The sequence below is a fragment of the Nonomuraea antimicrobica genome (assembly GCF_039536965.1).
GTDB classification, from domain to species: domain Bacteria; phylum Actinomycetota; class Actinomycetes; order Streptosporangiales; family Streptosporangiaceae; genus Nonomuraea; species Nonomuraea antimicrobica.
The window spans coordinates 16,966-37,157 of record NZ_BAAAZP010000017.1 but is presented as its reverse complement, the minus strand read 5'-3'; the positions used below and the strand labels follow the sequence as shown (position 1 = coordinate 37,157).

Genomic DNA, 20,192 nt, shown 5'->3' with positions numbered 1-20,192 from the left:
GGACGTGGCGCGGCTGCTCGACGACGCGGCGGAGGTGCTGCCGCTGCTGTCGCGCGACAGCGGCAACCCCGGGCTCGACCTGGGCGCGGCGCTCGGCGGCGCGGCGCTGGCCGGGCGCGACAAGCTGGTGCTGGAAGACCAGCTCTCGCCGATCAACGGGCTGCCCGACTGGATCGAGCAGCTCGTGGCCGAGTCCACCGGCAAGCAGGGCAGGGGGATCCTGCCGGTCGTCGGCGCCGACCCCAACGGCACCGGCGACGAGCTGGTCGTGGCGATCGGGTCCGACGTCGGCGACGTGCGGGTGGACGGGCCGCTGGGCGCGCAGTTCCTGGTCTGGGAGTACGCCACCGCGATCGCCGGCCACCTGCTCCGGATCGACCCCTTCGACCAGCCCAACGTGGCCGAGTCGAAGGACAACACCGTGGCCCTGCTGTCCCTGCCCGACCTGCCGACCGGCGCGCCGGCGTTCGTGGACGGGCCGGTGGAGGCGTACGCCGCGGCGACGGCCACCGACCTGCCCGGCCTGTTCGCCGAGTTGCTGCACGCGATCCCGGGTGACGGCTATCTGGCGATCATGGCCTATCTCGACCGGCTGGCGGCCTTCGACGCGCCGGTGCAGGAGGGGGCCGACTTCGAGCAGATGACCGACGCCTGGATGATGGCCGATCCGGCGACGCTGCGGGCGCTGCTCGCGCTGCGTACCGACCGGCCGGTGACGTTCGGGTGGGGGCCGCGGTTTCTGCACTCGACGGGGCAATACCACAAGGGCGGGCCGCAGAACGGGGTGTTCCTGCAGATCACCGGGGCGGTGGGCGACGACGTCGCCGTTCCCGGCAGGCCGTACACGCTGGGGCGGCTGCAGCTCGCCCAGGCGCTCGGCGACCTGGGGGCGCTGGAGACCCGGGGGCGGCCGGCCGTACGCCTGCATTTGACCGACCGCGTGGCGGGAGTCGCGCGTTTGCTCGCAGCCGCACAGGAGGTTTGAGATGACTGACCCGGCAGCGCCCGCGGAGGAGGCCGCCACCGTGGCGGCGGCCGTCGCGGGCACAGCCACCACCATGGAGGTGGAGGCCGCCAACCCGCTGCGCGATCCGCGCGACAAGCGGCTGCCGCGGGTGGCGGGGCCGTGTGTGTTGGTGTTGTTCGGCGTGACGGGTGACCTGGCCAAGCGCAAGCTGCTGCCGGCGATTTACGACCTGGGGAACCGGGGGTTGCTGCCGCCCGGCTTCTCGCTGGTCGGGTTCGCCCGGCGTGACTGGAAGGACCAGGATTTCGCCCGCTTGACGCACGACGCCGTCAAGGCGCACGCGCGGACGCCCTTCCGCGAGGAGGTCTGGAAGCAGATCTGCGAGGGCATCCATTTCGTCCCCGGCGAGTTCTCGGACGACGGGGCGTTCGACGCGCTGGCCATGGCCTTGGCCGAGATCGACGAGACCCGGGGCACCGGCGGAAACTACGCTTTCTACCTGTCGGTGCCGCCGAAGTTCTTCCCTGTGGTGGTGGAGCAGCTCAAGCGCACGGGGTTGTCCGACGCGCCCGAGGGCTCGTGGCGGCGGGTGGTGATCGAGAAGCCGTTCGGGCACGACCTGCAGTCGGCCCACGAGCTGAACGAGATCACCACCTCGGCCTTCCCGGAGAGCTCGATCTTCAGGATCGACCACTACCTGGGCAAGGAGACCGTCCAGAACATCATGGCGCTGAGGTTCGCCAACAACCTCTACGAGCCGATCTGGAACCGTAGCTTCGTCGACCACGTGCAGATCACGATGGCCGAGGACATCGGCATCGGGGGGCGCGCGGGCTACTACGACGGCATCGGCGCGGCCCGCGACGTGATCCAGAACCACCTGCTCCAGCTCCTCGCCCTGGTCGCGATGGAGGACCCGACCTCCTTCGACGCCTCCGCGCTGCGGCGGGAGAAGGAGAAGGTGCTCAAGGCCGTACGACTGCCGGCCAATCTGGGGCTCAACACCGCGCGCGGCCAGTACGCGGCGGGCTGGCAGGGCGGCGAGAAGGTCGTCGGCTACCTCCAGGAGGAGGGCATCTCGCCCGAGTCCACCACCGAGACCTACGCGGCGGTCAAGCTGGAGATCGCCAACCGGCGCTGGGCCGGGGTGCCGTTCTACCTGCGCACCGGCAAGCGCCTGGGCCGCCGGGTGACCGAGGTGGCCGTGGTGTTCCAGCGGGCGCCGCACCTGCCCTTCAGCAAGGACGACACCGAGATCCTCGGCCAGAACGCGCTGGTCATCCGGGTCCAGCCCGACGAGGGCATCACGGTGCGCTTCGGCTCGAAGGTGCCGGGGACGCAGATGGAGGTGCGCGACGTCTCCATGGACTTCGCCTACGGTGAGTCGTTCCTGGAGTCGTCGCCGGAGGCGTACGAGCGGCTGCTGCTCGACGTGATGATCGGCGACCCGCCGCTCTTCCCGCACCAGCGGGAGGTGGAGCTGTCATGGAAGATCCTCGACCCGATCGAGGAGTTCTGGGCCACGCAGGGCCAGCCGGAGGCGTACGAGTCGGGCTCGTGGGGGCCGGAGTCGGCCGACGCGATGATGGCCCGCGACGGCCGGGTGTGGAGGAGACTCTAGATGACCACGTTCATGCTGACCGACACGACGGCCGGCAAGATCTCGGCGCAGCTCACGCACCTGCGTCACCAGATGGGCGCCCCGGCCATCGGCATGGTGCTGACGCTCGTCGTGGTCAGCGAGGAGCGCCACCAGTACGACGCGCTGCGCGCGGCCACCGAGGCGGCGCGCGAGCACCCGTCGCGCATCATCGTGGTGATCAAGCGCGAGGAGGAGGAGCCCATCCGGCTCGACGCCGAGCTGCGGATCGGGGAGAACACGCCCGGCGAGGTGGTCGTGCTGCGCCTGTACGGCGAGCTGACCGAGCACGCCGACTCCGTGGTCAGCCCGCTGCTGCTGCCCGACACACCGGTCGTGGCCTGGTGGCCGGGCGCGGCCCCCGACGCGCCGTCCAAGGACGCGATCGGGGCGCTGGCGCAGCGGCGCATCACCGACGCCAAGGGCTTCGACGACGGCGGCGTCAAGTCGCTGGTCATCCGGGCCAAGGGCTACGCCCGCGGTGACACCGACCTGGCCTGGGCCCGGCTGACGCCGTGGCGCAGCCTGCTGGCGGCCGCGTTCGACCAGCCGGTGGGCAAGGTGCGCAAGGGGGTCGTGGAGGCGGCCGCGGGCCACCCGAGCGCGCCGTTGCTGGCCGCCTGGCTGTCGGAGCGGCTCGGCGTGCCGATCAAGGTCACCGAGTCGTCCGGGCCTGGGCTGACGGCCGTGCGGCTGCAGCTCGGGGAGGGCGAGCTGGCGGTGGTCCGTACCGACGCCCGACTGGCCGCGCTCTCCCGGCCCGGCCAGCCCGACAGGAACGTGGCCCTGGCCAGGCGGCAGACCTCCGAGCTGATGGCCGAGGAGCTGCGCAGGCTCGACACCGACGAGATCTACGAGGCCGCGGTCAAGCGGTTCGCGAGGACGTACAAGGGATGACCAGAGTGAGCGTGCCCAGCATCGTCGTGCACCGCGACGCCGACGTCCTCGCCAAGGCCGTGGCGGCGCGGATCATCACACGGCTGGTCGACGTGCAGTCGGCCAAGGGCTCCGCCTCGATCGTGCTCACGGGCGGCAGCGTCGGCACCGCCACGCTGGCGGCCATCGCCGCCACCCCCGCCCGCGACGCCGTCGACTGGCAGCGTCTGGACGTGTGGTGGGGCGACGAGCGGTTCGTGCCCGACGGAGACAAGGAGCGCAACGAGACCGGCGCCCGCGAGGCCCTGCTCGACCACGTGGACCTCGACCCCGCCCGGGTGCACGTCATGCGCGGCCCCGACTCGGGGATGACGGCGGAGGAGTCGGCCGACGCCTACGCCGTCGAGCTGCGCGGGGCCGCCCGGCCGGAGGACCACGGGCCGGTGCCGAGCTTCGACGTGATGCTGCTCGGCATGGGCCCGGACGCCCACGTGGCCTCGCTGTTCCCAGGGCTGCCCGCGCTGTACGACACGCGCCCGGTGGTGGCGGTGCACGGCTCGCCGAAGCCGCCGCCGACCCGCATCTCGCTGACGCTGCCGGCCATCCAGTCGGCCCGCGAGGTGTGGGTGGTGGCGGCCGGGGCGGAGAAGTCGGGCGCGGTCCGGCTGGCGCTGTCGGACTCGGGCCCCGTCCAGGTGCCGGCGGCCGGGGCCAGGGGGCGGGGGCGGACGCTGTTCCTGCTGGACCGGGCGGCGGCGGGCAAGATTCCGCCGGAGCTGGGACGTATCGCCTCCCCCTGAGCGGGGCCGGCTCCTGAGATCGCGGCCTGGCGGGCGGGTCCCCGGCTCTTCGGGCGGCATTTCCCGAAAAATGGGGCCTTGAGGGGTAATCTCACAGGAGGTTGTCAGATTCGGCGGCTGGGTTAGGCTGGCTCGATGACCAACGCGGAAGCGTACGATCGCGGCTTCGCCCATCTCAGCTCCCACACCGTCGGCCCGCTCCTGGCCTCGGCCTGCCGGGGCCGCGCCCCGCACCTGCTCGACGTGGGCTGCGGCACGGGAGTGGTGACGGCCGCGGCGCTCGCGCTGGGCGCCGAGGTGACCGCGGTCGACGCCGATCCGGCGATGCTGGAGCTGGCCGCCCGCCGCCATCCGTACGCGACCATCCGGCTGGCGGCGCTGCCGGAGCTGCCGTTCGAGGACGCACAGTTCGACGCGATAGCGGGAAATTTCATCATCAACCACGTGCCCGACGCGACCGAGGCGCTCCGCGAGCTGCACCGCGTGCTGCGTCCGGGCGGAGCGCTGGCCCTGACCTGGTGGAAGTCCGGTGAGATGACGGCCACCGACGTGTTCGCCGAGGCCATCGCCGCCGCGGAGGTCCCCTACGACCCCCCGCCACGCCCCTTCACGGCCCACGAGACCCCGCAGCGCTTCACCGGGCTGCTGGGCGGGGCGGGGTTCGGCGAGGCCGCCGTGGAGACGGTCAGGTGGCGCCACCAGGTCGATCTCGCGTCCTGGTGGACCGACGTCGTACAGGCGGGCGGGGCCAGGTTCGAGGTGATCGCGCGCCAGCCGCCGCAGGTCGTGGAGCGCATCAGGGGCCACTATCTCAGGCTCGCGGCCCCGTACGAGCGCGACGGCTTCCCCGTCTGCGCCTACCTCGCCCGCGCGACCCGCCCCTAGCCGATCTCACCCGCACGACCCGCTCCTGACCAGGTCCTGCCGCGCGACCCCAGCTCCGGCCTGCCCTTGCCCGCGCGATCCTCCGTCAGGCCGCCCTCGCCCGCGCGATCCTCCGTCGGGCCGCCACCGCCTGCCCGGCCCGGCGCTATCCGGCCCAGGCGCGCACCAGCGGCATCAGCACGCCGTCCACCGACTCCGCCACGAACGGCTCGCCGATCGGCGGCCCCGTGAAGATCATGCGGTGCCACACCAGCGCCTTGGCCACCCCGAACAGCCGCCCAGGATCGACCGGCCCGGCCAGCTCACCCCGCTCGACGGCCCGCTCCAGCAGCGCGCCCACCTCCCCGAGGTCCTTGGCGGGCATGTGGGCGCGCAGCGTGCGCGCCAGCTCCTGGTTGGACACCAGCGTCGAGGACAGCCCGATGACGAGCGTGTGCTTGCGCTCGACCGACTCGCACAGGCCGCGGAAGAGGGCGGCCAGGTCGCCGCGGAGCGAGCCGGTGTCCTCCCCCGGCGGCAGGTCCATGTCGAAGCGCCGGCAGATGACGTCGACCACCAGCTCGGGCTTGCCCGCCCAGCGCCGGTAGATGGTGGCCTTGCTGGCCTTGGCGCGCTTGGCGATCTGGTCGACCGTCATCCGGTCGAAGCCGACCTCCGAAAGCAGCTCCATCGTGGCGTCGAGGATGGCCCTGTCGCGCTCAGGGTCGAGTGGAGCCACGTGCACGTCCTTCTGGCTAACGGTTGGCGAACTTGTCGAATCGTACGCCCGTGAGCTCCTCCGACACGTCCCACAGGCGCGCGGCCAGGTCCTCGGAGCGGGCCGCCTCCGACGGCCGGAGCCGCTTGGGCCCGGGCCCGAGGTACTCGCCGCCGCGGACGTCGGGCGAGGCGGCGGCGTACAGCGAGGGCACGGCGCCCGCCGCGGCCGACTTCATGACCAGGCGCAGCAGCGGCTGGAACGGCCCCAGCCCGACGATCCCCGTGGCCGTCATGCCGGGGTGGACGGCCGTGCTGCTCAGGTCCGCGCCCGCCCGCTCGGCCCGGCGCTGCAACTCCAGCGCGAACAGCAGGTTGGCGAGCTTGGAACGCCCGTACGCGGACATGCGGCCGTAGCCGCGCTCCAGGTCCAGGTTGTCGAAGTCGATCCGGCCCATGGCGTGCGCGTCGCTGGAGACCGTCACGACGCGGGCGCCCGGCGCGGCCGTCAGCAGCGGCAGCAGCAGCCCCGTCAGCGCGAAGTGGCCCAGGTGGTTGGTGCCGAACTGCAGCTCGAAGCCGTCCTTGGTCTCGCGCCTGGGGACCATGGCGATGCCGGCGTTGTTGACCAGCAGGTCCACCTTCCGCACGCCCTCGGCGAACCGCCGGACCGAGGCCAGGTCCGACAGGTCGAGCCGCCCGTACTCGGCCTGGGCGCCCGGCACGGCGGTCCTGATGCGCGCGACCGCCTCCGCGCCCTTGGCCGGGTCGCGCGCCGCCACGGTGACGTGTGCGCCGTGCCGGGCCAGTTCGAGCGCGGTGGGCAGGCCGATGCCGCTGTTGGCGCCGGTCACGATGGCGGCCTTGCCGGTGAGGTCCGGCATGGAGTCAGGGGTCCAGGTGGTCATCTACGCTCCAGGTGTACGAAACCGTTTCGTACACCATAGCTCATCGCTCCAGGCGCAGCCGGGCCTGGCGCTCCTCCCGCCGCGTCACCTCCAGGCGCTGCCGGGCTTCTTCGAGCCTCCTGCGGGCCTTGGCCAGCTTCTTCTCCAGCACGTCCACCCGCTCCGCGCGCTCGTCGTGCTCTGTCTGGGCCGCGTCCAGGGCCGCGCGCCACTCCCGGTGGGCCGCCCGCGCCTCCTCGCGCTCCCTGGCCTTCCTGGCCTCGGCCTCCTCCCGCCGCCTGGCCTCGGCGGCCGCGTACTCGGCTGCTTTGTCCGCCGCGGCCCGGTCCGTGTTTTCGGCGGTCTTCCGCCGCCTCGGAGCGGTGGGCTCGCGCGTGATGGGTGCGGGGGCGAAGCCGCTGTAGTGCAGCGGTTTCGCCAGGTGGCCGCGGCGCACCTCGGCAGCGGCCGCGGCGTCCACGACGGCGGCGTCCAGGGTCTGGTCCACCTCGGTCGCCGCCGCGGGCGACAGACCCGCGAACCGCCGGGCCAGGCGGCCCACCTTCCCGGTCACCTCGCCCCTGCGCCGGGTCAGCTCGGCCAGTTCGCCGGCGTCCTGCTCCTGCCAGGCCGCGCGCAGCCGCTCGCCCACGTCGAGCAGTTCGGCCAGCTCGCCGGGATGCTCACGGGAGAGCCGGTTCACGGCCCAGGCGGACACCGTCGGCCTGCGGAGCTTCGCGATCTCGCGCGAGAGCCCCGCGTCGCCCGCGTCCCTGGCCGCCCGGACCTCCGCCGTACGCGCGGCGGTGAACTCGGACGGCGGCAGCGCATAGAGGCGATCCGCCACCTCGTCAAGATCCACACAGGTCAAATACCCCACATGCCCGGTTTTCTAGCGCATAGTGGAGAGAGCGCCAGCCGAACAGGAGGCCCCCCGGTGTTCGAACGCTTCACCGACCGTGCACGCAGGGTAGTCGTCCTCGCCCAGGAGGAGGCGCGGACGTTGCACCACGACTACATCGGCACGGAACACCTGCTGCTCGGCCTCATCGGGGAGGGCGAGGGGGTGGCCTCGCTCGTGCTCGACGGGTGCGGCGTGGAACGCGACCACGTACGCGCGTTCGTCGAGCGGGCGGTGGGCCGCGGCGCCGAGGCGCCCAGCGGCCACATCCCGTTCACCCCGCGGGCCAAGAAGGTCCTGGAGCTGTCGTTGCGCGAGGCGTTGCAACTGCGCCACAACTACATCGGCACCGAGCACATCCTGCTCGGCCTGATCAAGGAGGGCGAGGGCCTGGCCGCGCTGGCGATCAGGGATACGGGGGCGGACCTGCCGGACGTACGCCAGCGCGTGCTCGACCGCGTGGGCCGCGGGCACAGGGACCGTCAGTCGGAGATGTTCTTCGCCGGCGGCCCCGCGCTGGGCGATCGGCTCGCGCAGATCCAGGAGAGCCTCGACCGCATCGAACGCCACCTGGGCATCAAGCGGGCGGACCCCCCGGCCGAAGAGCCGGGGAAGGACGCCGGCGAGCCGGGGAACGACACGACCCTAGGCTGACACCAGCGCGCCGACCGGCAGCCGCGACTCGACCACTCCCGGGTCCTCGGTGTAGCCGAGCGTGGCGCCCAGCGAGACCAGCAGCCGCCGCATCCGGGCGTTGTCGGCCAGCATCGTGGTCCTGACCTCGGCGTATCCGAGGTCGCGGGCCGCGCGTACGAGCATCCTCGCCATCGTCGCGCCCAGACCGCGCCCCTGCCAGCGGTCCTCGACCAGGAAGGCCATCTCCGCGATGCCCGGGTCGGGGGTGAACATGAGGCTGGCCATCGCCACGACCTGCCCGTCGTGCCCGGCGACCAGCGAGTATCCCCGGCTCCTGTCGCACAGCCGGTCGAACATGCGCGGCGGCAGCGCGGGCATCGAGGTGAAGTAACGGAACCTGCGCGACTCCGGCGAGCACCTGTCGTGCAGGTCGCGCACGGCCTCGCGGTAGATCGAGGTGAGCGGGCGCACGGTGACCTCGACGCCGTCGGCGAGCTTGACGCCGCGTTCGGCGGCGGCCTGCTCGGTGGCGGGCTGGGCCAGGCGGGCGAACGAGGCCGCCCTGGCCGCCTCGGTCAGCGTGAAGGGCAGCCCGGCGCGGCGCAGCCGGACCGCGCGCCTGGGCGCGACGGGCACGACGAGCCGGGTCGGGTCGGGAAGATCGCTCACGGCCTCACCATAGACCCAGCGGGCGTCGTCCGCCCGCAGCAACTCGGCGAGCAGCTCGGGCAGCCGCCACGGCATCGCGCGCAGCCGGGAGGCCAGCAGCAGCGCCCTGGTGGGCTCGTCGGTCAGCTCGTGGGCGGTGGCCGGCACCACCTGAACGCGGCGGCCCCCGGCCGCCTCCAGGGCCTCGCGCACGGTCTCGGGGTTGGCGGGGATGTCGGCGACGAACTCGTCAACGGTGCCGTCGGCGTCGGACTGCACGCTCAGGCCGAGGATGTTGCCGCCCTTGGCGGCCAGGGCCGAGGCCAGCGAGGCCAGCCGGCCGGGCCGCTCGTCCACCGTGGTGCGGATGCGCAGGAATCCCATGCGCTCCAGCGTGCCGCGCCTCTGTTACACGCCCGCTACCGACGTGTTTACATTGCGTATTTCGTCGCATGATGCAGCGACTTATCCGGATATAGGAGGATATGTCGCTATGAAGGCACGTGTTCCCTTGTCGTCCGGGTACGTGAACGGCGACGTCTCCTTCTGGTACCGGTCCTCCGGCCAGCCCGCCCCCGGCCCCCGGCTCGACGGCGACGTCCAGGCCGACGTGGCGATCGTCGGCGCCGGTTACACGGGCCTGTGGACGGCGTACTACCTCAAGCGGGCCCGCCCGTCGCTGAACGTCGTGCTGCTGGAGCAGGAGTTCGCCGGGTTCGGGGCGTCCGGGCGCAACGGCGGCTGGCTGACCGGCGACCTGGCCGGCTCGCACGAGCGCTACGGCGCGGGCGCGCGGCGGCTGCAACGCGAGATGTACGCCTCGATCGACGAGGTCATCGCGGTCTGTGAGCGGGAGTCCATCGACTGCGACCTGGTCAAGGGCGGCGTGCTGAACGTGGCCCGCACCCCCGCCCAGGCCGCCCGCCTGCGCCGGGACATGGCCTCCGCGCGCTCCTGGGGCATCGAGGAGGCCGATCTGCGGCTGGTCGACCCCATGGACCACGTACGCGTGTCCGGCGCGCTGACGGCCTCCTGGAGCCCCCACTGCGCCCGCATCCAGCCGGCTAAGCTGGCCCAGGGCCTGGCCAGGACCGTACGCGACCTCGGCGTCACCGTCTACGAACGCACCCCCGTGACCCGGATCGTCCCCCATCAGGCGGTCACCCCGTACGGCACGGTCTCGGCCGGCCACGTGATCCGCGCGACGGAGGGCTTCACCGCCCGCCTGCCCGGCCTGCGCCGCCAGTGGCTGCCGATGAACAGCTCAATGATCGTCACCGAGCCCCTCCCCCCGTCGTTCTGGGACGAGGTCGGCTGGCAGGGCGCCGAACTGCTCGGCGACCTGGCCCACTACTACATGTACGCCCAGCGCACGGCCGACGACCGCATCGCCTTCGGCGGGCGTGGCCGGCCGTACCTGTACGGCTCGCGGGTGGACGCGCGCGGCCACACCCACGAGTGGACCGTCGAGGCCCTGTGGGGGCTGCTGACCGACTTCTTCCCGGCCGCCCGCTCGTCCTCGGTCGCGCACGCCTGGTCGGGCGTGCTGGGCGTGCCGCGCGACTGGTGCTCGACCGTGCACGTGGACCCGGCCACCGGCCTGGGCTGGGCGGGCGGCTACACCGGCCACGGCGTGACCACCACGAACCTGGCCGGCCGTACCCTGCGTGACCTGATCCTGGGCGAGACGTCGGAGCTGACCGCGTTGCCGTGGGTGGGCCGCCGGGTGCGCCCGTGGGAGCCTGAGCCGCTGCGCTGGCTGGGCGTGCACTCGATGTACCGCCTCTACCGGATGGCCGACCACCGCGAGCGCGGCATGCCGCGCACGTCGGTGCTGGCCCGCTTCGCCGATCTGATCACGGGTCACTGACGACGGGCGGGATGATGAGGCGACCGTGAGAAAGGAACATCCATGAACATCCTCTTCCGGGGCGGCCGTGCCTTCACCCCGCGGGGCGTCGTGGCCGAGGCCGTACTGGTGCGTGACGGTGTGATCGCCGCCGTGGGCGAGGAGCGGGAGCTGGCGCGGCAGGCCCACGAGACGGTCGATCTGGACGGCGGGCTGCTGGCGCCGGGATTCACGGACGCGCACCTGCATCCGGTTCAGGCGGGCCTGGAACGCGCGAAGTGCGATTTGGCCGAAGATTTCGGCCTGGACACTTATATAGAAAAGATCTCTGAGTATGCCGCGAAAAATCCCGATAAGGAGTGGATTGATGGCGGCGGCTGGGACATGGCGGCATTCCCGGGCGGTCTCCCCCACCGCGACCAGATCGACTTCCTCGACCGCCCCGCCTATTTGATCCAGCGCGACCACCACGCCGCCTGGGTCAACACCCGCGCCCTCGACCGGGCCGGGATCACCCGCGACACCCCCGACCCCGCCGACGGCCGCATCGAGCGCGACGCGGACGGCGCCCCCACCGGCGTCCTGCACGAGGGCGCGATGGACCTGGTCGGCCTGCTCACCCCCCGCCCCACCGCCCAGGACCTGAAGGACGCGCTGGCCGACGCGCAGCGGCATCTGTTCTCGCTGGGCATCACCGGCTGGCAGGACGCCATCGTGGGCTCGTACGCCGGATCCGACGACCAGTTGCCCACCTACCTGGCGGCGGCCCGCTCCGGCCGGCTGCGGGCCCGCGTGGTGGGCGCCCTGTGGTGGGACCGCACGCGCGGCCTGGACCAGATCGAGGACCTGGTGGCCCGCCGGGCCTCGGCCGAGGGACTCGACCGGTTCAGCGCCACCTCCGTCAAGATCATGCAGGACGGCATCACGGAGAACTTCACGGCCGCGACGCTGGAGCCGTACTGCCTGTGCGGGGGCACGGGGCTGTCGTACGTCGACCCCGCCAAGCTGCGGGGCTACGTCGCCGAGCTGGACCGGCTCGGCTTCCAGGTGCACTTCCACGCCATCGGCGAGCGCGCCGTGCGCGAGGCGCTCGACAGCTTCGAGGGCACCGACCCCGGCAACCGCCACCACATCGCCCACCTGCAGATCATCGAGCCCTCCGACGTGCCGCGCTTCGCCGCCCTGGGCGTCACGGCCAACCTGCAGCCGCTGTGGGCCACGCACCACGCCCAGATGGACGAGCTGACGCTGCCCTATCTCGGGGAGCCGCGCTCGTCGTGGCAGTATCCGTTCGCGGACCTGCTGGCCCGTGGCACGCGGTTCTGCGCCGGCAGCGACTGGCCGGTCTCGAACGCCGACCCGCTGCAGGGCATGCACGTCGCCGTCAACCGCACCGAGCCGGGTGGTTCGGTGCACGCGGGCTACCCGACCGCGCAGACCCCGTTCCTGCCCGGTCAGCGCATCGACCTGGCCACGGCCATGACCGCGTACACGGCGGGCTCGGCCTGGATCAACCGCTCGCCCGCGGGGGCCGTCGAGCCGGGCCGGCCTGCCGACCTGGTGGTGCTGGACCGCGACCCGTTCGATCTCCCGCCGGGTGAGATCTGGACGACGCGGGCGCGCATGACGTTCGTGGATGGTGAGGTCGTGCACGAGAGCCGGTAGGCACGGCGAAGGGGCCCCGGAGAACCCGGGGCCCCTTCGCCCTGCACACCGCTACCAGGGGAACCCCTACCAAGGGGACTTGTTGTTGCGCAGGCGTTCCAGTGCCTCCTCGAGGATCGCCTTGCCGTCCTTGTCGCTCCGGCGCTCCTTCACGTAGGCCAGGTGCGTCTTGTACGGCTCGTTCTTCGGCGGGGCAGGCGGGGCCTCCTCGTCCTGTCCGGCTGGGAGGCCGCAACGTGGGCAGTCCCACAACTCGGGGACCGCCGCGTCGCTGGCGAAACTGGGGCGCGTCTCGTGCATGTTGGCGCACCAGAACGAGACCCGCACTCGCGGAGCCGCCTCGCCGCGCTCGGCCTCCCCCATCGGGCCGGCACCGACTCGGCTGCCACGGATCGCGTTGCCACTACCCACGGATGAACTCCTCGCTCGATCGCCCCGCGTACGGACACGGGGGGAGAATCACTGTCACGCGTTAACTTGTTGCTCAGGGCCGCATGAGCAGGCCGAGAGCGATGATGCAGACGAACCAGATCGTGCCCGTGATGACGGTCAGCCGGTCGAGGTTGCGCTCCACCACCGAGGAACCACCGAAGTTCGACGAGAAGCCGCCGCCGAACATGTCAGACAGGCCACCACCCTTACCCTTGTGGAGCAGGACGAGCAGGATCATGAGAAGGCTCGCCAGGATGAGGGCGATGGAGATTCCGATTTCCACGGTATGCCTGTTCCTTCAATGCTCTGTTACGCGTGACGATTCAAAGTTGCCTTCTGAGGGTACGGCCTGATGTCAAGTCGCACCCCCAGAACGACTCAGTTAGCCGGTCATATCGGAGAATCGGCAGATCTTCGTGAACTCCCCGGCGTCGATGCTGGCACCACCCACGAGTGCGCCGTCGACATCCGGCTGAGCCATGATCCCCGCGATGTTCCCCGGCTTGACCGAGCCACCGTAAAGGATACGGATCCCGGAGGCCACTTCGGGGTCGTAGAGCTCAGCGAGTCTGACCCGCAGCGCTCCGCACACCTCCTGGGCGTCCTCCGGGGTGGCCACCTCGCCGGTGCCGATCGCCCACACCGGCTCGTAGGCCACCACTATCGATTTTGCCTGCTCGGCGCTGATTTTGCGCAGCGCACCGTCGAGTTGGCCGAGACTGTGCGCGATATGGCCGCCCTCTTGACGGACCGACAGGCCCTCTCCGACGCACAGGATGGGCGTCAGCGAGTGGCGGTAGGCCGCCTGCACCTTGGCGTTGACGAGATCGTCGTCCTCGCCGTGGTACTGGCGGCGCTCGGAGTGGCCGACGGCCACGAACGTGCAGCTCAGTTTGGCCAGCATCGCGCCCGACACCTCACCGGTGTAGGCGCCGCCGTCGTGTTGCGACAGGTCCTGGGCGCCGTAGACGATCCGCAGCTTGTCGCCGTCGACCAGGGTCTGGACGCTGCGCAGGTCGGTGAAGGGCGGCAGGACGGCGACCTCGACCCTGTCGAAGTCCTTGTCGTTGAGCGCGAAGGCCAGCTTCTGGACCAGCGCGATGGCCTCGAGGTGGTTGAGGTTCATCTTCCAGTTGCCGGCCATGAGCGGCTTGCGCCGCGTCGGGTCGGTCTTCGTCGCCTCGGTCTTCGTCACCTCAGTCCTCCAGGGCCGCGAGTCCGGGAAGGGTCTTCCCCTCAAGGTATTCGAGGCTGGCCCCGCCACCGGTGGAGATGTGCGAGAAACCGTCCTCGGGGAGCTCCAGCCGACGTACGGCCGCCGCGGAGTCGCCACCGCCCACCACGGTGAACGCGCCCCCGTCGCCGGTGCGGGCGAGCAGCGCCTCAGCCACCGCCCTGGTGCCGCCGGAGAACGCGTCGAACTCGAACACGCCCATCGGCCCGTTCCAGAACACGGTCCTGGCGTCGGCCAGCTTGGCGGCGAACAGCTCGCGCGTCTTCGGCCCGATGTCGAGGCCCTCCCGGTCGGCCGGGATGGCCGTGGCCGCGACCACGTCGTGCTCGGCGTCGGCCGCGAACGTCACCGCCGCCAGCACGTCGACCGGCAGCACGATCTCGACGCCGCGCCGCTCCGCGTCGTCGAGAAAGCCGCGCACCTGGTCGAGCTGGTCTTCCTGGAGCAGCGACCGGCCCACCTCGTGGCCCTGGGCCTTGAGGAAGGTGTAGGCCATGCCGCCGCCGACCAGCAGCCGGTCGACCTTGGTCAGCAGGTTGGCGATGACGCCGAGCTTGTCGGAGACCTTGGCGCCGCCCAGCACCACCACGTAGGGGCGCTCGGTGTCCTCGGTGAGCCTGCGCAGCACCGCGACCTCGGCCTCGACCAGCCCGCCCGCCGCGTGCGGCAGCAGCCGGGGCACGTCGTAGACGCTGGCGTGCTTGCGGTGCACCGCGCCGAACCCGTCGCCCACGTACAGCTCGGCCAGCCCGGCCAGCTTATGGGCGAACGCGCCCCGCTCGGCGTCGTCCTTGGACTCCTCGCCGGGCTCGTAGCGCAGGTTTTCCAGCAGGGCCACCTCGCCGTCCTGGAGCGCGTCGACCGTGCCGCGCGCGCTGTCGCCCACCACGTCGGCGGCGAAGGCGACGTCCTGGCCGAGCAGCTCGCCGAGCCGCCGCGCCACAGGCCGGAGCGAGAACTCCGGGTTGACCCGGCCCTTGGGCCTGCCCAGGTGGGCGCAGACGACGACCTTGGCGCCCCGGTCGAGCAGGGTCCTGATCGTCGGCACCGACGCGCGGATGCGGCCGTCGTCGGTGATCGTCTCCCCGTCGAGGGGGACGTTGAGGTCGGCGCGTACGAGCACGCGCCGCCCCTTCACGTCGAGATCGTCGAGCGTGCGCATGCTCCTGCTCCTGTTTTCGCTGGACGCGCCCGGCGCGCGCCCCGATGTGCCCGATGTGTACGCGTCGGCCCCGGCATCAGAGGCATCGGCACTTACAGACCCCGGCCCACCAGCTCGATCAGGTCGGCGAGGCGGTTGGAGTAGCCCCACTCGTTGTCGTACCAGCCGACGACCTTGACCTGGTTGCCGATGACCTTGGTGAGGCCGGCGTCGAAGATGCAGGACGCCGGGTCGGTCACGATGTCGGAGGAGACGATCTCGTCCTCGGTGTAGCTGAGGATGCCCTTGAGCGGGCCCTCGGCGGCGGCCTTGACCGCGGCGTTGACCTCCTCGACGGTGACCTCGCGGCCGACGTCGACGGTGAGGTCGGTGGCCGAGCCCGTGGGGATCGGCACGCGCATGGCGAAGCCGTCGAGCTTGCCCTTCAGCTCGGGCAGGACCAGGCCGATGGCCTTGGCGGCGCCGGTCGAGGTGGGCACCACGTTGAGCGCGGCGGCGCGGGCGCGGCGCAGGTCGTTGTGCGGGCCGTCCTGCAGGTTCTGGTCCTGCGTGTAGGCGTGGATGGTGGTCATCAGACCCTTCTCGATGGTGAAGGTGTCGTGGAGGACCTTCGCCATCGGAGCCAGGCAGTTGGTGGTGCAGGAGGCGTTGGAGACGATCGTGTGCTTGGCCGGGTCGTAGGCGGAGTCGTTGACGCCCATGACGACGGTGACGTCCTCGTTCTTCGCCGGGGCGGAGATGATGACCTTCTTCGCGCCGTTGTCGGCGTGCACCTTGGCCTTGGTGGCGTCGGTGAACAGGCCGGTCGACTCCAGCACGACGTCGACGCCGAGGTCGCCCCAGGGCAGCTTGCCCGGGTCGCGCTCCGCGAACACCTTGATCGCCTTGCCATCGACGGTGATCTCGTCACTCGTGGCCTTCACCTCGTACGGAAGGCGGCCGAGAATACTGTCGTACTTCAGCAGATGAGCGAGCGTCGCGGTGTCGGTCAGGTCGTTGACCGCGACGATCTCGATGTCCTTGCCGCTGGCGGCGACAGCGCGCCAGAAGTTGCGGCCGATGCGGCCGAAGCCGTTGACGCCTACGCGGATGCTCACGAAAACCGATCTCCTCGAAGCAGATGGCGGGCTGGAACCTCAACCACGAACCTTATCCGACCCAAATTGGTTTAGACCACTACAGGTACCAGCATGTGAATCGACGTTCATGCGACACGTTTTGCGGGGTTCGAGTAAAGTGCCCGACTCGTCGATGTAAATTCGTGCATTCTCTCTGGGGGCTGAGATGTCACATAAGCGGTCCGGCCTACTGTCCGGACTCATCGTGGGCCTACTGGCCGGGCTCGTCTGCGCGGCCGGCCTGGGGGCGGCCGTCCTGTTCCAGCAGAGCCTGCCGAGCGCCATGATGGACTTCGGGGGCGGAGTGCCCATCTCGCTGGCGCTGTCGCTCCTCATCGCCGCGCTGGTCGCCCTCGCGATCGGCGCCGTACGCCCGAGCAGCCTCCTCCTGCTCCCCGTGGCCGCCCTGTACGCGGGGGGCGCCGTCATGGCCGGGCAGATCACGGGCTCGGCCGTGATGATCGGCGCCGCCCTGCGTACGCCGTCCGCGAACCGCGTCGCGGGCCTGAGCGACGTCACCTGGCCCACCTTCACCTCGGGCCTGCGGGACGCGCTCGCGCTGTACGGGGCGCCGCTGTCGGAGTCGTGGGCGGCGTGGTTGTTCATCGCCGTGGCGGCGCTGGGGGCGTTCCTGCTGGTCGCCTTCCGGGTCGTACGCGTGCGGCGGGCCCGGCGCGCCGAGGAGGCCGCCGCCGCGGAGGCGGAGGAGACGCGGGAGCCGGAGTACCGGGCCCCGTTCGAGCCCGCCCAGCAGCCTGTCCCGAAGCCGACGGCCGACCTGTTCACCCCTCGCAACCCCGCCCGCGACTGACCACCGCTCCCCCTCTGTCTCCTGACGATCAACCCGCCCACCCAGGGCAGCGAACAATCCCCGCCGAACCCCCTCACCGGGACCCGCACGGCCGTCGGCGCCGGCCCGCGCGTCCGCGCCTGACGAGCGCGCAGGCGCGGGGCTCCCTGCCGCGCTCGGCGTTCTCCAGCGCGGCCGCCCCTGGTGAGCGCGCAGGCGCGGACTCCCGCACAGCCGGTGCCTCGGCGCGGGCTTTACCTTCACCCGGCGCGTCGGCCGGGCGTGTCGCCGGTCAGGCCACCGAGTCAAGCCCGCCGCACACGCGGCCAACCACGCCGCCGCCCCCAGGACAACTCCCGGCTCGGCACCGCACAGTCGCGGCCGACCCCCGTCTCGGCACCGCACAGTCATGGTCGACCCCCGCCTCAGCACCGCACAGTCGCGGCCGACCCCCGCCTCCACACTGCACAGCCACGGCTCAGCACCGCACGGCCGTGTTACCGGGGCTTCCGGTGCTGTCGCCCCGCCAACACGGCCTCCGTGCCGACCTGCGCGGCGTCGGCCGCGCCGCCGCATCGCTGCGGCGACGACCGGCGCACGGCCCTCGGCTCGACGCCCTCCGCCAGGCACCCTGACGAGCCCCTGGGGCAACCCCGGACCACCGGCGGCGCGTCCAAGCGAGCCTTCCGTCAAGCCTCTTGTCAAGCGCGCCCCCCGACACGCCCAAGAGCCCATGACCAAACCCGCTCACCCCACCGCAACCGGCGCTGAAGGACTCACGGCGTTCGCGACCTCACAGGACTCGCAGGCCCCACGGACTCCGCAGGCCCCACGGGCTCATGGCGCGAGCATGTCCACTGTGAGATTCGCCTCAGTGTTCGGAATCCCCATATCCGAGGCCCGTTTGTCGGCCATGGCCAGCAACCGCCGGATCCGTCCCGCGATCGCGTCCTTGGTCAGCGGCGGGTCGGCGATCTGCCCCAGCTCCTCCAGGGACGCCTGCTTGTGCTCGACCCGCAGCCGCCCGGCCACCACCAGGTGGTCGGGCGCCTCGTCACCGAGGATCTCCAGCGCCCGCTGCACCCGCGCGCCCGCCGCCACCGCGGCCCGCGCCGAACGCCGCAGGTTGGCGTCGTCGAAGTTGGCCAGGCGGTTCGCGGTGGCGCGCACCTCGCGGCGCATCCGGCGTTCCTCCCAGGCCAGCACGCTGTCGTGCGCCCCGAGCCTGGTCAGCAGGGCACTGATCGCGTCGCCGTCGCGGACCACGACCCGGTCGACCCCGCGCACCTCGCGCGCCTTGGCGTGGATCTTCAGCCGCCGCGCCGACCCCACGAGCGCCAGCGCCGCCTCCGGCCCCGGGCAGGTGACCTCCAGCGACATCGACCGGCCGGGCTCGGTCAGGGAGCCGTGGGCCAGGAAGGCGCCGCGCCAGGCGGCCTCGGCGTCACAGGACGCGCCCGCCACGACCTGGCGGGGCAGGCCGCGTACGGGACGGCCGTGGTTGTCGATCAGGCCCGTCTGCCGGGCCAGTGCCTCACCGTCGCGGTAGACGCGTACGACGTAGCGCGAGCCCTTGCGCAGCCCGGCGGGAGCGAGCACGAGCACCTCGGCCTTGTGCCCGAACACCTCGCCGATGTCCTTGATGAGCCGCCGCGCGGTGGCGTTGGTGTCGAGCTCGGCCTCGATCACGATCCGCCCGCCCACCAGGTGCAGGCCGCTGGCGAACCGCAGCAGTGTCGAAACCTCCGCCTTGCGGCAGCACGGCTTGAGCACCGGCAGGCGGCTCAGCTCGTCTTTCACCACACCTGTCATCGCCATGCGTTAGTCCTCTCCCCCATTCAGACCGGCTCTCTTGAGTCTCTCGCACCTTCGCGCAACGCCGACCAGGATCAACGCTTCTGGAGGAAAATCTCGTCCAGGACGGAGGCAAGACGTCGTGGGTCGTGCCTCGGCGACCCATCGGCGGCGGCCACGTCGGCCATGACGACCCGGGCGCCGAGCGCCGCGGCGGCCTTCTCCAGCGCGTCGGGGTCGTCCACCACTCCGGTGTCGGCCAGGACGACGTCGATCGACAGGTCGGGCGCGTGCTGGCGGAGAACCTCCAGGTGTTGCTGGGGGGAGAAGTCATCGGTCTCGCCCGGCTGAGGCGCCAGGTTGAGCGTGACGAGCCGTTTCGCCTTGGTCGCGTACAAGGCCATGGCCAGCTCGGGAACCTTGAGGTGCGGCAGCACGCTGGTGAACCACGACCCGGGCCCGAACACCACCCACTCGGCCTCCAGCACCGCCGCGACGGCCTCGGGCCGCGCGGGCGGGTCCTCGGGGACCAGGGAGATCGCCTGTACGCGGCCGGGCGTCAGGGCACAGGCCACCTGCCCGCGTACGGTCGAGATGACGCCGTCGAGCTCCACCTCGGCCACGATGTCGAGCGGCACGGAGGCCATCGGCAGCACGCGGCCGTGCGCGCCCAGCAGCCGCCCGACCCAGTCGAGCCCGGCCACGGGGTCGCCGAGCAGCTCCCACAGGGCGACGATCAGCAGGTTGCCGACGGCGTGCCCGTGCAGCTCGCCCTCGCTGCGGAAGCGGTGCTGTACGACCTCGCTCCAGGTGCTGCCCCACTCGTCGTCGCCGCACAGGGCGGCCAGCGCCATGCGCAGGTCGCCGGGCGGCAGCACGCCCAGCTCGCGGCGCAGCCGTCCGCTGGACCCGCCGTCGTCGGCGACGGTGACCACGGCGGTCAACCGGTCGGTGACCATCCGTAAGGCGGACAGAGACGCGTAGAGCCCGTGCCCGCCGCCCAGCGCCACGACCGGCGGCCCGAACCCGGCACTCCCCACGTCACTCACACCACCGCTCCGAACGCCGAACGACCCGGGGACGACGGCCCCAGGCGAAGGGGACGGCGAGTCACCACGCCCCCTCACCCCGTCCGCGGAGTCACCTTCTACCGGATCTCCTGTCGGATCTTCTATCGGATACGGCAAAGCAGGTTCGGAAAAGCCCTCATCGG

The 20,192-nt window shown here is 71.7% G+C and carries 19 protein-coding genes and 1 pseudogene; 9 read left to right on the top strand and 11 right to left on the bottom strand.

Features of this window, described 5'->3' with window-relative positions; translation table 11 throughout:
- The 5 genes and pseudogenes from ABD844_RS06010 to ABD844_RS05990 form a co-directional block, all read left to right on the top strand.
- Positions 1 to 985 (top strand): annotated as a pseudogene (locus ABD844_RS06010) (glucose-6-phosphate isomerase); the annotation flags it as partial.
- A gap of 73 nt (positions 986 to 1,058) precedes the next feature.
- Complete coding sequence (gene zwf / locus ABD844_RS06005; protein ID WP_344873920.1) at positions 1,059 to 2,588, top strand: glucose-6-phosphate dehydrogenase; 1,530 nt, start codon at positions 1,059 to 1,061, stop codon at positions 2,586 to 2,588.
- Positions 2,589 to 3,503 (top strand): glucose-6-phosphate dehydrogenase assembly protein OpcA, encoded by a 915-nt coding sequence (opcA, locus tag ABD844_RS06000; protein WP_344873773.1) that lies wholly within the window; start codon positions 2,589 to 2,591, stop codon positions 3,501 to 3,503.
- 5 nt (positions 3,504 to 3,508) lie between these two features.
- The gene (pgl, locus tag ABD844_RS05995; RefSeq protein WP_344873918.1) at positions 3,509 to 4,282 is read left to right on the top strand and encodes a 6-phosphogluconolactonase; all 774 of its coding nucleotides are present in this window, start codon (positions 3,509 to 3,511) and stop codon (positions 4,280 to 4,282) included.
- 135 nt (positions 4,283 to 4,417) lie between these two features.
- Positions 4,418 to 5,167: a class I SAM-dependent methyltransferase gene (locus ABD844_RS05990; protein ID WP_344873770.1), complete on the top strand. Its 750-nt coding sequence runs from the start codon at positions 4,418 to 4,420 to the stop codon at positions 5,165 to 5,167.
- Between the two features lie 145 nt (positions 5,168 to 5,312).
- Here ABD844_RS05990 and ABD844_RS05985 read toward each other — a convergent pair whose 3' ends face one another.
- From ABD844_RS05985 to ABD844_RS05975, 3 genes are read right to left on the bottom strand one after another with little or no spacing between them, the layout of a single operon-like run.
- Positions 5,313 to 5,885 (bottom strand): TetR/AcrR family transcriptional regulator, encoded by a 573-nt coding sequence (locus tag ABD844_RS05985; protein ID WP_344873768.1) that lies wholly within the window; start codon positions 5,883 to 5,885, stop codon positions 5,313 to 5,315.
- Positions 5,886 to 5,901: 16 nt separating this feature from the next.
- Positions 5,902 to 6,771, bottom strand: coding sequence for an oxidoreductase (locus ABD844_RS05980; protein ID WP_344873766.1), 870 nt, complete (start codon positions 6,769 to 6,771; stop codon positions 5,902 to 5,904).
- A gap of 40 nt (positions 6,772 to 6,811) precedes the next feature.
- Complete coding sequence (locus ABD844_RS05975; RefSeq protein ID WP_344873764.1) at positions 6,812 to 7,597, bottom strand: hypothetical protein; 786 nt, start codon at positions 7,595 to 7,597, stop codon at positions 6,812 to 6,814.
- A 90-nt stretch (positions 7,598 to 7,687) separates the two neighbouring features.
- Between ABD844_RS05975 and ABD844_RS05970 the strand changes: the two genes are divergently transcribed.
- Positions 7,688 to 8,305 carry a Clp protease N-terminal domain-containing protein gene (locus tag ABD844_RS05970; protein WP_486348536.1) on the top strand — a complete coding sequence of 206 codons (618 nt, stop codon included), beginning with the start codon at positions 7,688 to 7,690 and terminating at the stop codon, positions 8,303 to 8,305.
- Here the strand turns inward: ABD844_RS05970 and ABD844_RS05965 are convergent.
- Positions 8,297 to 9,319: a GNAT family N-acetyltransferase gene (locus tag ABD844_RS05965; RefSeq protein ID WP_344873762.1), complete on the bottom strand. Its 1,023-nt coding sequence runs from the start codon at positions 9,317 to 9,319 to the stop codon at positions 8,297 to 8,299. The genes ABD844_RS05970 and ABD844_RS05965 overlap by 9 nt on opposite strands.
- Positions 9,320 to 9,428: 109 nt before the next feature.
- Between ABD844_RS05965 and ABD844_RS05960 the strand changes: the two genes are divergently transcribed.
- Entirely contained in the window at positions 9,429 to 10,805 is a 1,377-nt protein-coding gene (locus tag ABD844_RS05960) for an NAD(P)/FAD-dependent oxidoreductase (RefSeq protein WP_344873760.1), read from the top strand.
- A 42-nt stretch (positions 10,806 to 10,847) separates the two neighbouring features.
- The gene (locus tag ABD844_RS05955) at positions 10,848 to 12,449 is read left to right on the top strand and encodes an amidohydrolase (protein ID WP_344873759.1); all 1,602 of its coding nucleotides are present in this window, start codon (positions 10,848 to 10,850) and stop codon (positions 12,447 to 12,449) included.
- 66 nt (positions 12,450 to 12,515) lie between these two features.
- Here ABD844_RS05955 and ABD844_RS05950 read toward each other — a convergent pair whose 3' ends face one another.
- From ABD844_RS05950 to gap, 5 genes are all read right to left on the bottom strand, one after another.
- Positions 12,516 to 12,860 carry an RNA polymerase-binding protein RbpA gene (locus ABD844_RS05950; protein WP_090942943.1) on the bottom strand — a complete coding sequence of 115 codons (345 nt, stop codon included), beginning with the start codon at positions 12,858 to 12,860 and terminating at the stop codon, positions 12,516 to 12,518.
- A gap of 73 nt (positions 12,861 to 12,933) precedes the next feature.
- A complete protein-coding gene (gene secG / locus ABD844_RS05945; RefSeq protein WP_080037067.1) occupies positions 12,934 to 13,164 on the bottom strand; it encodes a preprotein translocase subunit SecG in 231 nt (76 codons plus the stop codon).
- Between the two features lie 99 nt (positions 13,165 to 13,263).
- Entirely contained in the window at positions 13,264 to 14,025 is a 762-nt protein-coding gene (gene tpiA, locus ABD844_RS05940) for a triose-phosphate isomerase (RefSeq protein ID WP_344873916.1), read from the bottom strand.
- Positions 14,026 to 14,077: 52 nt separating this feature from the next.
- The gene (locus ABD844_RS05935; protein ID WP_344873754.1) at positions 14,078 to 15,277 is read right to left on the bottom strand and encodes a phosphoglycerate kinase; all 1,200 of its coding nucleotides are present in this window, start codon (positions 15,275 to 15,277) and stop codon (positions 14,078 to 14,080) included.
- 92 nt (positions 15,278 to 15,369) lie between these two features.
- On the bottom strand, positions 15,370 to 16,374 hold the full coding sequence (gene gap, locus ABD844_RS05930; protein WP_344873752.1) for a type I glyceraldehyde-3-phosphate dehydrogenase: 1,005 nt from the start codon (positions 16,372 to 16,374) through the stop codon (positions 15,370 to 15,372).
- A 226-nt stretch (positions 16,375 to 16,600) separates the two neighbouring features.
- On the opposite strand from gap, the gene ABD844_RS05925 reads away from it, so the two are divergent.
- Positions 16,601 to 17,206 (top strand): hypothetical protein, encoded by a 606-nt coding sequence (locus ABD844_RS05925; protein WP_344873750.1) that lies wholly within the window; start codon positions 16,601 to 16,603, stop codon positions 17,204 to 17,206.
- An 816-nt stretch (positions 17,207 to 18,022) separates the two neighbouring features.
- Here ABD844_RS05925 and whiA read toward each other — a convergent pair.
- On the bottom strand, positions 18,023 to 19,003 hold the full coding sequence (gene whiA / locus ABD844_RS05920; protein ID WP_344873748.1) for a DNA-binding protein WhiA: 981 nt from the start codon (positions 19,001 to 19,003) through the stop codon (positions 18,023 to 18,025).
- Between the two features lie 71 nt (positions 19,004 to 19,074).
- Positions 19,075 to 20,028 carry a gluconeogenesis factor YvcK family protein gene (locus tag ABD844_RS05915; RefSeq protein ID WP_344873746.1) on the bottom strand — a complete coding sequence of 318 codons (954 nt, stop codon included), beginning with the start codon at positions 20,026 to 20,028 and terminating at the stop codon, positions 19,075 to 19,077.
- Between the last annotated feature and the right edge of the window lie 164 nt (positions 20,029 to 20,192).